Origin of the sequence: Novosphingobium sp. 32-60-15, from assembly GCF_002280675.1 — a bacterium.
Lineage (GTDB): Bacteria > Pseudomonadota > Alphaproteobacteria > Sphingomonadales > Sphingomonadaceae > Novosphingobium.
In genome coordinates, this window is sequence record NZ_NCEN01000044.1 from 1 (window position 1) to 13,425 (window position 13,425).

Consider the following 13,425-nt stretch of genomic DNA (forward strand, 5'->3'; position numbering starts at 1 on the left):
CCGCCGCTGAAATTCAAAGATTGGGCCGAGGCCCTGGACGCGGACGCTCAGCGAGGCCGGATCTAGCCGTCCCGCAACGGAAAAGGGGAGGGGGGTCGAGAGCGTGAAGCTGCCGAGGGTGCAGCCACGCAGGAGACCTCAGATGACCGACCTTTTCCACGCGGCCAATCGTGCCGATCGCGAAGCCGCGCGCCAAATCCTCCCGCGATTGAGCTTGGGCGAGAAAATCACACGCCGACACCTCAACGAAGCGATGGTCGCCGCCTATGGTGGATCAGATGCGGATGGCCGGTGGACCCAGCGCGAAAGCTTTGAGGTCCTCGAGCACGCGCTTGCCCTGCATTTCCGCGCTTTGGGTCCGGTCCTCTCCTCGTTTCAGGATGTCCGCCCGATCATCGACCTGGCAACCCGCCTGCCGACCCAGACCGTCCGTAGTGAAGAGCAAATCGACTGGCAGCAATTCTCAACCCCGGTCGATATCGCCGCCGTCGCGGTGCTGCTCGCGAACGTTCAGCCAGACGACGTGATCCTGGAACCCAGCGCCGGCAACGGCCTGCTCGTCGCGCAGCTTGGCGCCCATCAGACACTGCACCTCAATGAGCTGGACCCTGCGCGCCGCGGGCGCCTCGCCCACGTCTTCCCGGACGCCATCGTTACCGGCCATGACGGCGCCACCCTCAACTCCTCCCTCAGTGATATCGAGCGCCCAACGCTCATCATCATGAATCCCCCATTCTCGCGCTCGCTGGGTCGAGGGGCTGACGACTATGCCGCGGTTCGTCATCTCCAAGCCGCGCTGCGCCGACTGCGCCCCGGCGGCCGTCTCGTCGCGATCATGCCCGACTGGTTTGGACCGAGCGCCAGGATGCGCGATCAGTACGAGACCGTGCTGCGCGACGTCACCGTCAGGACGGCGATCCGTCTCGAGAAATGCTATCTGAAGCACGGTACCTCGATCGCAGTCCGACTCTTCGTGATCGACAAGTTGCCGGGCAAAGCACACCCGGCGACCATCCAACGCTCCTCGGTCACCGAACTGGTCGAAGTGCTGATCATCCCCGAGCGCGCGCCCGCGCGCGCTGACCTGCCGGCGGCAGCTCCAAAACGCTCGAGCGGCGTCTCGATGTTCCGGGCGGTCAAGAGCAACCGGCCCGAGCCGCGTCCGTATCATGCACCCGTTCGCAATCACGTGCTGCCGGTCGACTATACCAAGCTCAACACGCCGGCGCCGCTGCTCGACCAGACCGGTGTCTATCTCCCCTATCGGCCGAGCCGCATCGTCTTCGACAAGGCTGGCGAACATCCGACCGCGCTGGTCGAGTCCGTGGCAATGGGCTCCATTCCGGCGCCGATCCCCGACTATCTGCCGAGGCTTCCCGAGCGCACCGTCGCCGAGCGGCTGCTTTCGGCATCGCAGCTCGAGACCGTGGTCTATGCCGGCCATGCCTGGTCCCAGACCATTCCCGGCCGGTTCAAGCCCAACAAGGAAGGCGTGGGGCTTACGCTGGTCGAAGATGGCGATACGTACCGCAAGGGTTTCTTCCTCGGCGACGGGACGGGTGCCGGCAAGGGGCGCCAGATTGCAGCCTGCATTCTCGACAATTGGCTGCGGGGCAGTCGCCGCAACATCTGGGTGACCAAGAATGCGCCCTTACTCGAAGACGCGCGTCGCGACTGGACCGCGCTTGGCGGCCTCAACGGCGACATCCAGCCCATTTCGAATTGGAAGATCGACGAGCCCATCAAGCTCGATCAGGGCGTTCTGCTGGTGACCTATCCAACCCTGCGTTCTCTGCGCGGCGACCAAAGCCGGCTCAAACAGATCACCGATTGGGCCGGCGCAGATTTCGCCGGCGTCATCGCATTTGACGAAGCCCATGAGATGGGCGGCGTGGCGGGCGGGGAGGGGGCCCTCGGAGCAAAGGAAGGCTCCCAGCAGGGCATCTGCGGCGTTCTGCTTCAGAACTATCTGCCGGACGCGCGGGTTCTCTATGCATCGGCGACCGGCGCCTCGGACATCAACAACCTCGCCTACGCGGTTCGCCTCGGCCTCTGGGGGCCGGAAACCGCCTTCGCCGATCGCGAGCAGTTCATCAGCAGCATTCGCAAAGGCGGGATCGCTGCGATGGAACTGGTCGCGCGCGACCTCAAGGCGACCGGTCTGTACATGGCGCGCGCGCTCAGCTTCGCCGGCGTAGAGTACGACATTCTCCAGCATGAGCTGACGCCGGCCCAGATCGAAATATACGACACCTATGCAGATGCCTGGTCGATCATTCACCAGAACATGGAGAAGGCGCTCGAGCTGACCGCGGTGGTCGATGGCCTGGAGAATGCGACGCTCAACAGCGGTGCCAAAGCCGCCGCACGGTCGCGGTTCGAGTCAACCAAACAGCGCTTTTTCGGCCAGGTCCTCCTGTCGATGAAGCTGCCGACGGTGATCGCCGCAGCCCAGCATCATCTGGAGAACGGGCAATCCGTGGTGATGCAACTTGTCACGACGGCCGAGTCGATTCTCGACCGGCGCCTAGGGGCGCTGAGCCCGGACGAACGGGCAGATCTCGAGATTGATCTCTCACCCCGCGAGTATATCATCGATTATCTCGAGCGCGCATTTCCGACGCGGCAAATGCGCGTCTTCACCGACGATACCGGGACGCCAAGGTCCGTCCCCATGGAGGACGAAGCCGGTAACCCGGTCTACAATCCCGAGGCCGAAGCGGCGCGCGATCTCATGATCGAGCAACTGTGCGCCTTGCCCCCCATCATGTCGGCCCTTGACGGCCTTCTCGAGCACTTCGGGCATGACCACGTCGCCGAGGTGACGGGCCGCACCAAACGGCTGATTTCGACCGGCGACGGCCGTCAGAAGCTCGAGACCCGGTCCACCCGGACAAGCCAGGCCGAGGCCGCTGCCTTCATGGCAGGGCGCAAGCGGATGCTCATCTTCTCGGATGCCGGCGGCACCGGTCGATCCTATCATGCGTCCAAAGACGTCGTGAACCAGGAGCAGCGCGTTCACTTGCTGCTCGAACCGGGCTGGCGCGCTGACCGCGCGATCCAGGGCCTTGGTCGCACCCATCGAACGCACCAGGCCAGCACCCCGTTGTTCAGACCCGTCACGACAGATTGCAAGGGCGAGCTTCGCTTCACGAGTACGATTGCCCGGAGGCTTGACACCCTGGGCGCACTTACGCGGGGCCAACGTCAAACCGGTGGCCAGAATTTGTTCGATCCAGCGGATAATCTCGAAAGCGAATATGCGTGTGCAGCGCTCGTGAGCTGGTTCCACCTGCTCGTCGGCGGAAAACTCACCAGCATCAGCCATGCGGATTTCGAACAGCGGACCGGCCTTGAGCTTTGCGACAAGGATGGGGTGATGAAGGATGAATTGCCGCCCATCCAACGCTGGCTAAACCGCATTCTGGCTCTGCCGATCGGTCTTCAGAACAAGATCTTCGACGAGTTTCTCTCGCTCGTCGAAACACGCGTTTCCGCAGCGCGCGAAGCCGGGCGGCTGGATGTGGGTGTCGAGACCATCCTGGTTGGCAAGGCGTCCCTTATCGAAGACACACTGCTGCGTACCGACCCCGTCAGCGGTGCCACCTCGCACCTGCTCACGATCGAGATCGAGCACCGGCGCGTGCCGGTCTCGCTGGAGCGGATCCTCCATATAGCCGACTGCGACGCGACGGCCGAATTCCTGATCAACACCAAATCCGGAAAGGTGGCGCTCCAGACCCGGGCGCGCGCCCTCATGGAGGAGAAGGAGGGAACGCCGATTCCGCGCGTCGAGCTGATGCGACCGACCCGGCGAGAATATATGCGCGAGCACGAACTGTTCGAAAGCGCATGGACCCAGATCGACCGAACCGCTTTTTCCGCGAAATGGCGCGAGGAAGCCGAGGACGCGGCGAACAAAGTCGACACCGAGACAGTCCGTCTTGCCACCGGACTTCTGCTACCGATCTGGTCCGCGCTGCCGAGCGACCACCTGGTCGTGAACCGCATCGCCGACAATGCGGGCAATAGCTGGCTCGGCCGCCTCGTGTTCGACGAGCATGTCGTCCAGCTCTTTACAAAGCTCGGCATCGATCGCGCTGAGAACATGCCACCGCAAGACATCGTCAAATCTGCCTTCTCTGGCCGCGCAGTCGATCTCGCCCGACCATTTCCAATGACCATCCGGCGTGCCGTGGTGAACGGAAACCCCCGGATCGAACTGGTCGGCGCGCCGTCCGAGCAGCTCACCTGGCTTAAGTCGATCGGCTGTTTCACCGAGGTGATCCAGTATCGCACGCGGGTCTTCCTGCCGGTGCCGACGGCTGCGGAGACGCTCGATAGCATTCTGCTCGGCGGCGGCTGATCGGCCGAAGGCTGCCTGCGGCAATGACCCCGGTGACCACCCTGGGAGAGAGGTGAGGGGGAGCGGGGATGGTGTCCGGAATGTGCCGGACGCCAGAAGGAGTTACCCCCGTGATTCAGACCATCAAGCTCAGCAAGCTGCGGCTTTCCCCGATCAACGTCCGCCGACTTCCCGAAGAGAAGCTGCAAATCCCGCAGATGGCGGCCGATATCGAGGCGCGTGGCGTATTGCAGAATCTGCTCGTCACCCCCGCGAAAAAGCCGCGCGGCACGTTCGAAGTGTTCGACGGCGGTCGGCGCCTCCGCGCTCTGCAGCGCCTCGCCGAAGCCGGCACGATCAAAGCCGACGACTATGACGTGCCTGTGATGGTGCTTCAGGCGGACGAGGCGACGCTCTCCGAAACCTCGACTGCGACCAACTTCCAGCAGCTCAAAATGACGCCGGCCGAAGAATGCCGCGCGTTCCAGCATTTCATCGGCACCAGCGGCGATCTCGATGCTGTCGCAAAGCGGTTCGGGGTCACGCGCCGTTTTGTGGAAGGACGGCTGCGTCTCGCCGCGCTCGCCGAGCCGATCTTCGAAGCGCTCAGCGCCGGCGAGATCACGCTCGACGTCGCCAAGGCTTATGCGTCGACTGAAAACCAGGAGAAGCAGCTGCTGGTCTGGAACAACTATAAACACAGCTTCGTCAACGCCGACACGATCCGTCGCGTCATCGCCAACGAAACGCTCAAGGCGAACGATCCGATTGCGATCCTGGTCGGCGAGGCCCGTTACATCGAAGCTGGCGGCAAGATTGATGGTGACCTGTTCACCGACGGCAACGACCGCTGGGTCAATCCCGAGATCGCGCACCGGCTTGCCGGAGAGATCATGGAAGCCGAGGCCAAGCGCGTCGGCGAGGAGATCGGACTTGCTTGGATCCGGCCGATCGCCAGCAACTATGCCCACAATGCCGCGCACGGACTCTACCGGGCCATTCTTCGCCAGCCCGAGCTGACCGAGGAGCAGACGCTGCGCCTGGCCGAGATCGACGAGCGGCGTTCTGACCTCGAGGGCGAGATGCAGGACGAGTCCCTTTCCGAAGAGGACTTCAAGCTGCTCGATCAAGAGGACGATCGACTGATCCAGGAGGCCGAAGCAATCGAGAACCGCGCGCCAGTTCTGCCCGACGAGCTGAAACCGCATGTCGGCGCGTTCCTGCTCCTCACGCCACAGGGCGAAATGGTGCTCGACACCCAATATTACAGTGAGCAGCAGATCCTCGTCGAGGAGCCCGCTGACGACGAAGGCAGCGAAGGCGAGGACGGCGAGCGTTCGTCCGGGGGCTTCCGGATCGGCGGCCCGAAACCGTCCGAACCGACCCATCGCCCCGAGGCCGTGGCGCCTGGCGGCAAGCCGCTGAGCTCGCGCCTCTACGACGAACTGGCGATGCAGCGCCGCGACATCCTGGCGTCCTGCATCCTCGCACAGCCGGCGCTCGCGCTCGACTACGCGCTGTTCGTGATGGTCGATGCCCGGACCAAGACGTCGAGCCGCTATACCTACAGCTCGACGAAATATGGGACGACGATCCGCGCAAGCGGGCCGCAGGACCCGAACACTGGCGACATGCCGACGTCGCGCGCGCGCGATTATCTCGCCGAAGCTCATGAAGGCCTCGATGCAGGCTGGACCGAGCCCGAAAGCGAGGTTGCGCGTTTCGAGGGCTTTCGCGCTCTCGACGACGACAGCAAGGCGAACTGGCTCGCCTATATCGTCGCGATCTCGCTCGAGGCGAAGCCGGGGATCAGCAACGAGCAGATCCCGCTCCACAACCGGCTGGCGTCGATCCTGGAAATCGACGTCGCCAGCTGGTGGCGCCCGACCTCGGAGAACTTCTTCGATCGGGTGAACAAGGGCAGCATCCTCAGCCTGCTCGATGAAGTGGGCGGGCCGGCGCTTAGCGGTCGGCACGCCTCGCTCAAGAAGACCGAGATTTCGGCGAGCTGTCAGAAGCTCTTTGCCGGGGACACGATCGTCGAAACCGAGGTCAAGGAGGCGGCGCTCGCCTGGGTGCCAAACGCAATGCGGTTCTTCGACGGGCAACCCGAGGATGTCGTCATTGAGGTCGACGAGACCGAATTTGGCGAAGACGGTTTGTCCGATGCCGTCGAGCCGCTCGCAGATGCCGGGTCACACCCGTCCGAAATCGGCGACGAGGTGCTCGAACCCGCTGCCTGACCAGCGAGCAGGCGGGGGCCAGCGGCGTACCGCTTGGTTCCCGTCCATCGCTTCTCCCCATCCTTGGCACCTGGCCGTCGATTCTTGCGCGCCGGCGGCCTTGTGCGCCCATTCCCCGGAGCTAACCGTCATGCCTGCAAAACCGAGGCCGAGCCGCGACGTTGCGGCGGAGATCACCAATCTCATCATCAAGAAGCTCGAGGAAGGCGTCCCGCCATGGAGCCGCCCCTGGCGCGTCCAAGGAAGCGGTGGTCGACCGCTCCGACACTGCGGCACCCCCTATACGGGCATCAACACTTTTTATCTCTGGGCGATTGGCGACGCCCAGGGCTATCGGTCGCGCTACTGGATGACGTTCCGCCAGGCCGAAGCGCTGGGTGGCAATGTTCGCCGCGGCGAAACCGGCTCTCTGTCCGTCTATTATTCCAGCTTCAAGAAGACCGAGGCCAACCCCGTCACCGGCGCCGAGAAGGAGCGGAGCATCCGTTTCCTTCGCCACTACATCGTGTTCAACGCCGACCAAATCGACGGACTGCCCGCCCATTATTACCCCACGGCCGAAGAGCCCGCGCCAATAGACCCTTCGGCGCATCAGGCCGAGATCGACGGCTTCTTCGGACGCATTCCGGCCGATGTCCGGCACGGCGGTGACCAGGCCTATTTCGCGCCGACTCTCGACTATATCCAGATGCCGCATCAGCGGACCTTCCGCACGATGGATCATTACGCCTCGGTCCGTGCGCACGAGACTACCCATTGGACCGGCGGAACCAAGCGCCTGGCGCGCACCTTCGGAAAGCGCTTTGGCGACAAGGCCTATAGTTTTGAGGAACTGGTCGCTGAAATCGGCAGTGGGCTCGTCTGTGCCCATCTGGGTCTTCCAAACGAGCTGCATGACAGCCACGCCAGTTATGTTGGACACTGGCTCGGCATACTGCGCGGGGACAAGACCGCCATTATTCACGCCGCGTCCAAGGCCGAGCAGGCGTTCAACTACATGTGGGCCTTCAGTGCCGATCCGTCCGGGGCATCGCCGTCCGAGCCATCGGCCGAGGCTGCTGAGCTTCTTGCCGAAGCAGCTTGAAGGAGGCCAGCATGACTCTCGAAATCAACACGCTCGTCTGTCTCTCGACCGCACATGTCGATGAGAGCACGGCGCACGAGCTCGACGCACTCATACAGTTCCCGCTGCCGATCGCGGCTCGCGATGTTCCTTCCATCTGGCAGGGCGAGATCGTTGCCGAGCGCTGGCAGGACTATGGATGGTTCGTCTGGGTGCCATCGCCGAGCCGTGATGTCATGCCGCCGTCGCTCCGCGCCTGCCTCGCACTGGCGGAAACCGCTGGCGCGACCTGGATCCAGTTCGATCGCGACTGCGAGCCGATCGGGGATCTGCCGACCTACGACTGGTGAAACCCAAACCGCCTCAGGAGACCAACAATGGGCTGGCTCACAATGTCGCGTTACCACATGGGCGGCCACGCGACCGCCAAGGCGTATCTCGATGCACAGTTCACCTACAGCCGCGACATCGACGGGGTCGTCAAAGGGTTGAAGCTCCTCGCCTCGTCCTGCCCACAGAACCGAACCTATTACGCCGCCGCCCAGGTCATGGTCGACGGCATCGGTGGAGACGTGTTCGCGATCGTCTGCAAGGTGATGTGGAATCCCAAGAGCAAGACCGGCGAACACTTCGGCTACAAGGATATGGATGAATCGATGGGCCCATGTGAGGACAATTGTCCGGCTCATATCCTCGATCTCCTGACCTCGACCGACAAGGAGCATGCGCTCGACTGGCGCCGGCGCTGTCGCGCCAATCTCGAGCGCCGTGCGCGCAAGATCGAAGACGGCGACCGCATCAAGCTTGCCTCGGCTCTCACCTTTACAGACGGCCATGTCGGAGATGAATTCATCGTAGCGAAGCGCGGCCGTCGCCTGAGCTTCCGCGACCCAGAGACCCGCTTGGGTTACGCGATCAGCCGCTTCATGGAACGAGAATGGACGGTCGTTCCGGTGACCAAAGTCCATAAGACGATATTTGCCTGAGGCCGCGCACCCAGGCCATGATGTCTGCGAAAAGGATTCGACATGTTCGCCCCAGCACCCTGGCTGTCGCCCAAACGTTATCTCCTGTGCAGCCGTGAGAACGCGCACCGCATCGCATCCCGGCTTTTCGATGCGCAACCTGGCCGGGTCAGCATCATCCGAACAGGGAACCCGCTGCAGCCGTTTCACGTCTCGACCTCGCCATCGCGCGATGCATGTGTCGAGGTTGAGATCGTCTCATGACCCGAGCGATGCTTCTGGCCGTGCTTGCCGTTACCTCCTGTGGCGCTTCCTCTCAGGTCGCGACCGATCGAGGCTTCAACGCGAGGGCGCGCGCGCTCGACGGCGACACTGTAGCGGTCGATTTCCGCCTCCTAGGCGTCGACGCCTTCGAAAGCAGGCAGCTGTGCGAACGTCGCGGCAATTGCTGGGAGTGCGGTAAAGCAGCCCAGGATCTGGCCGCGAAACTTCTTCGTTCGAGCACGGCCGATATCAAACTGACAACCACAAGCACCCACGGCCGTCCAGTCGCCACCGTGACCGTGGACGGCGTCGATCTCGGCGAGCGGCTGATACGGGCGGGTCTCGCCATTCCCGAGGCCCAATATCTTGGCGGCGATCCCCCGCGTGCAGCGCGATATGCCGCTGCTTTCTCCCGAGCCAAGCTAGACAGGGCAGGGGCTCTGGCAGGGCGCTGGATCGAGCCTGTCAAGTGGCGGCGAGGTGAGCGCCTGCAGTGCGAGCGCCGATCCCGTTGACCCGCCCGGCTGATCTCAGGCCGTGAGTGATGGATCGGCCCACCAGGAAGGACCCTGCTCAAACTCGGCGTCGAGCTTGACCAGCGGCCCATCCGGAGCGTCCGCCACATAGGGCTTGGCGAGCGGCATGCACCGGCCCTTCATCCGTCGAACTTCGCCCGCCACACGTCCACGACGCTCCAGCAGATCCTCTAGCCATTCGAGATCATCGAGCATGTCGACCACGCCACGACCCGCCAGACAGAAATAGATACAGCGCTGGAAATCATCCGCGCCGTCATTGGCGAGTATCGCGGTCAGCTTTCGCTTGGCCGCCACGTCGCCTTCGTGCGTCCAGGCGATCGCCTCGCGAAGCTCACGAACCGAATAATAGGCGTCCTCGACGTCCATGCCGATGGCGGCGTTCGCGATCATGCGACGTGTCGGCCGATTGTCGGCATCCAGGGCGGCGTCTCGGAGCGTGATGTCGAAATCAAATCGATCGTGAAAAACGGTCTTCTTCATCGCAAGTCTCCAGCGCGTTGGAACGTAACGTGAACGCGTGTGACGGTCAAGCCGCTCAACACACCATGAGGTCCACCATGCCGATCGACTTCATCGTAGGACTCCCGCATCTCAACGAGGGTCCTAGTCCAGAGGCGCGCCTCGCGCTTCAGGACATTCTGCTCGACATCCAGCGCGATGCTCGCCTGCGCGCCGAAAAAAGCTGGCGCAGTCGCAAGCCGCCGGTCGCGGCCTACTGGGCAGCCTGCGGCGTCTACGCCGGCCATATAGCCCGCTCGATTGGGCCAGGGCCTGGCCGTCGGCCTCTCGCGACCGCGGCGCTGCGTCCCAATGAGGAGATTAAGACATGTTGATCGAACTGCGCAAGCTCAGGATCATGAAGGCGCTCTCGGAAGAGACACCCTGTTACACCGCCGAGATCTGGATCAACGGCGCGTTGGCGTTCCACGCCAGCAATCGAGGCCATGGCGCCGCCGACGACTATCGTCAGGCCGGCGCGATTACCGAGGCCGAGGTCAACAACTGGCTCCGCGCCAATCGACCGATACGCTCGTTCCACGACATGACGTTTGAGCCGGATCTTGAACACGAGATCGCGTCTCTGATGGACCAGTCCGAGCACCTGGCACTGCTGCGACGGCGCATGCGAACCAACGTCGTCACGATCGAGGACGGCGAGGTCTTCACCTATCCTCTGAGGGGCCGGCCCGCCGCTGCACTTGTCGCCGCGCTCCGGGCAAAAAGCCCGGGCATCGAGGGGACCGTGCGAGCGGATTTGCGCTCGAGACCGGAGGCCCACCCCATGCATTACGATGTTGCCATGCGCCACCAGCAGGCGCTCGATCCCAGCGCACTGATCACGATCGCCGCGACCCTGCACGCGATCAATGCCGCAATCACCGATTGCCGCAATGCCGGCAAGGATAGCGAAACGGACCCAGCCGTGATCCTCCTCGCGCGGCATTTGGGGACGGTCTGCGCAAGTGCCGACGACGGCAGGACCCTGCGTCGGACTTGCATCGACCAGATCGCCGAGATCCGGCGGCATCCCGTCTTGCGCACGCTCGCCTATCGCGGCGTCAGCTATGACGAGGCGGCCAAGCGAACCTTCCATGCCGAAGGTCGCGCGGCCATGCGCCGCCTCGCCGAGGCCCTGGAGATGGACGAGGGCAGCTTCGACATCCGCTCGAACAAGGCCGGTCCGGCGATCTCGGGCGAAATAACGCTCCACGGTGAAGAGATCTGGGTACAGCTATCGCTCAGCTGCATGGGTCCAGACCACGAAGTCCTGTTTCGCCGCGTGCGGGGGCGTGATGACCACTGCGGCGAGCGAAACCGCTGGGCCTCGATCAATGAGCTACTGGCGCCTGATCGCTTCGCCGAACGCCTTCGCAGCGAATTGCGCCTGACCGCACCCGTCGGCCAGCCGGCGCGCCTTTTCGCCTGATCGCGAGAATTGCCATGGAATGCCCGAACTCGCCATCGGCTCGGAAATCATCGGTGCCGTTCGCCGCGAGCCACCGCTCGACCTGATGCGCTTCCAGGATACCGCGGCCATCGTGCCGGTGAGCGGGCGTCCGGCGATGGAAGAGTGGCTCGAAATCTTCAACGCCGGCCTGACGGAGCTAAGCATGACCGATCCCATCTCTCGCATCGCCAAGCTGAACGACCGCGTCCGACTCGGGCTCGATAGCAATGCGCGTATCGTCATTACGGCTACCTGCCTGGCCACCCTTGCGGGCGATGACCGGATCGTGAGCGAGACTCTCGCCCAGAGCAAGGTCCTTGGCGCCATTCGGCGCTACGTTTTCACCTCGGAGGACGGTCCGGAGCGCGCGCGCGGCGAGTTCGCCGTCGGCGAGACGACCGTCCGCTTCAGGATCGACTATTATGACCCGTCGCTCGAATGGGGCTCGGAAGACCCTGCCGACGCCGCCGCGACGACGCGGGTTATGACCATCATGCTTCCCAGCGACGACTGACACGCGTCTTTTCTCGCTCCTAATCCATCCGGAGACAAACCATGCGGCGGATCACACCGGCCAGCCCCGCGCAGGGACAGGCAATTGCGATTGCGGTTGAGCGTTTGCGCGAAGCCCGTACTCTTCTCCGTCAGGCTGGAGCGCCCCAGGCAGCCTCCGCGGCCGGCAAAGCGATCAGCAGCGCCGAAGGCGCCGCGCGGCACGTACAACACAGGATCCGGAGAACGACGCAATGAGCAGGCATGACCTTCAACCCAAGGCCGACCAACCGCACGTGGTCCGCGCGACGGTTGGCTGGGACCGCCCGCTCCAGACGTTTTTCGCCCAGGTTTTCTTCCGGACCGAAGATGAGCCCGGTGAGGGCGAGGCCCTGATCTGGTTCGGCACGGCCCCCGGCGAGCTGCTCACGCCCGAGGCCGCGATCGCGATCGTCGCGCCTCATGTCACGGTGCCCACCGANGGGCGAGGCCCTGATCTGGTTCGGCACGGCCCCCGGCGAGCTGCTCACGCCCGAGGCCGCGATCGCGATCGTCGCGCCTCATGTCACGGTGCCCACCGACCTGGCCGATACGCTCGACGCAGATATGCGCGCGACGATCGGCATCAAGGATGGGACCCAACAGGCCGAGGCCAAGCGGTCGCGCTTCGGCTCGATCCACTGATCGGCCTCTGATCGCTTCGCGCCACTGATCGCGGCGCTGACGACCGCTTCAAATCTTGTTTCGATTTCTCCGCGTCGCCGGCCCAGCCGGCGCTGCTCACACCCACGTGCCCCAAGGCACCGATGATCAAGGAGCCGTTATGGCAGACCGTGTTTCCGCGTCGATAACAATCGGCGGGTCGCTCTCTCTCGCGACTTACGCCGAGCTCGTTGAGCACATCCTTGCAGAAGGCCTCGCGACTGAATGGGATGGCGAGCCCTTCCAGACGGATCATCGCTCCATGGGGGCGCCGCTCAATCTTTATGCGCACGAAGTCGCCGGTGGTTGCTTCGACGCGCTCGAAAGCTGGTGCGTCCAGAACCGGCTTCCCTTTGCGAGATGGTCGGGTGGGTATGCCGGACAATGGGGGCCGGAGCGTGTGATCTATCGCGGCGACGGAACATTGGCCTCCTACGTCGTGACCGAAGACGACGAGGTTGTCATCGCGCGTGGCACGATTGTGCAACTCGGCTCGCTGGAGGCGGTGCTCGCGCACTTCGACGCCGCCGATTTCGCCATTCCCCCGCTGGCCGTCGAGGGCGACGACCAGAGTGCCACGGCCAGCACCACCATGTCGCGCGCGAAGGGAGCAGACCATGTCGAATAGCTATACCAAGGCCGCGTTCACGCTCGTCGTCACCGCCGCCGAGGCCGATCTTCTCCGCCGGGTCGTCGACGCTATCGCGTTGATCGGCGATCCCGCCGTTGGTCTCGATGCGCTTGAAGCGCACTATGCCACGATCGGCGACGATTTCGCCGCGAAGTTCCCGCGGACCGACCTCAGTCCGTTCGATGGCCTGCTCGACCTCTTTCCGGACGCGGCCTATCCGTATCTCGATCTCG

At 63.7% G+C, this 13,425-nt stretch carries 11 protein-coding genes and 1 pseudogene; 10 read left to right on the forward strand and 2 right to left on the reverse strand.

Annotation, left to right across the window (positions count from 1 at the left end; all coding sequences use genetic code 11):
- The first annotated feature begins 142 nt into the window (after positions 1 to 142).
- The 6 genes from B7Y89_RS17440 to B7Y89_RS17465 all read left to right on the forward strand — a co-directional run bounded on the left by B7Y89_RS17440 (position 143) and on the right by B7Y89_RS17465 (position 9,395).
- On the forward strand, positions 143 to 4,366 hold the full coding sequence (locus B7Y89_RS17440) for a strawberry notch family protein (protein ID WP_292940624.1): 4,224 nt from the start codon (positions 143 to 145) through the stop codon (positions 4,364 to 4,366).
- Positions 4,367 to 4,476: 110 nt separating this feature from the next.
- The gene (locus B7Y89_RS17445; protein WP_292940627.1) at positions 4,477 to 6,588 is read left to right on the forward strand and encodes a ParB/RepB/Spo0J family partition protein; all 2,112 of its coding nucleotides are present in this window, start codon (positions 4,477 to 4,479) and stop codon (positions 6,586 to 6,588) included.
- A gap of 130 nt (positions 6,589 to 6,718) precedes the next feature.
- Entirely contained in the window at positions 6,719 to 7,672 is a 954-nt protein-coding gene (locus tag B7Y89_RS17450) for a zincin-like metallopeptidase domain-containing protein (RefSeq protein WP_292940630.1), read from the forward strand.
- 11 nt (positions 7,673 to 7,683) lie between these two features.
- Positions 7,684 to 8,001: a hypothetical protein gene (locus tag B7Y89_RS17455; protein WP_292940633.1), complete on the forward strand. Its 318-nt coding sequence runs from the start codon at positions 7,684 to 7,686 to the stop codon at positions 7,999 to 8,001.
- Between the two features lie 27 nt (positions 8,002 to 8,028).
- On the forward strand, positions 8,029 to 8,637 hold the full coding sequence (locus tag B7Y89_RS17460) for a hypothetical protein (RefSeq protein WP_292940636.1): 609 nt from the start codon (positions 8,029 to 8,031) through the stop codon (positions 8,635 to 8,637).
- Between the two features lie 239 nt (positions 8,638 to 8,876).
- A complete protein-coding gene (locus B7Y89_RS17465; RefSeq protein ID WP_292940639.1) occupies positions 8,877 to 9,395 on the forward strand; it encodes a thermonuclease family protein in 519 nt (172 codons plus the stop codon).
- Between the two features lie 15 nt (positions 9,396 to 9,410).
- Here B7Y89_RS17465 and B7Y89_RS17470 read toward each other — a convergent pair whose 3' ends face one another.
- The gene (locus tag B7Y89_RS17470; RefSeq protein WP_292940642.1) at positions 9,411 to 9,899 is read right to left on the reverse strand and encodes a hypothetical protein; all 489 of its coding nucleotides are present in this window, start codon (positions 9,897 to 9,899) and stop codon (positions 9,411 to 9,413) included.
- A gap of 802 nt (positions 9,900 to 10,701) precedes the next feature.
- Between B7Y89_RS17470 and B7Y89_RS17475 the strand changes: the two genes are divergently transcribed.
- Both B7Y89_RS17475 and B7Y89_RS17480 read left to right on the forward strand, forming a co-directional pair.
- On the forward strand, positions 10,702 to 11,346 hold the full coding sequence (locus B7Y89_RS17475) for a hypothetical protein (protein ID WP_292940651.1): 645 nt from the start codon (positions 10,702 to 10,704) through the stop codon (positions 11,344 to 11,346).
- Between the two features lie 19 nt (positions 11,347 to 11,365).
- Positions 11,366 to 11,881: a DUF3768 domain-containing protein gene (locus B7Y89_RS17480; RefSeq protein WP_366416462.1), complete on the forward strand. Its 516-nt coding sequence runs from the start codon at positions 11,366 to 11,368 to the stop codon at positions 11,879 to 11,881.
- Between the two features lie 130 nt (positions 11,882 to 12,011).
- Here the strand turns inward: B7Y89_RS17480 and B7Y89_RS17485 are convergent, their stop codons facing one another.
- Positions 12,012 to 12,323: a hypothetical protein gene (locus B7Y89_RS17485; protein WP_292940645.1), complete on the reverse strand. Its 312-nt coding sequence runs from the start codon at positions 12,321 to 12,323 to the stop codon at positions 12,012 to 12,014.
- Positions 12,324 to 12,682: 359 nt separating this feature from the next.
- On the opposite strand from B7Y89_RS17485, the gene B7Y89_RS17490 reads away from it, so the two are divergent.
- The gene (locus B7Y89_RS17490) at positions 12,683 to 13,189 is read left to right on the forward strand and encodes a hypothetical protein (protein WP_292940648.1); all 507 of its coding nucleotides are present in this window, start codon (positions 12,683 to 12,685) and stop codon (positions 13,187 to 13,189) included.
- A pseudogene (locus tag B7Y89_RS17495) lies at positions 13,179 to 13,425 on the forward strand (hypothetical protein); the annotation flags it as partial. The gene B7Y89_RS17490 and the pseudogene B7Y89_RS17495, both read left to right, overlap by 11 nt.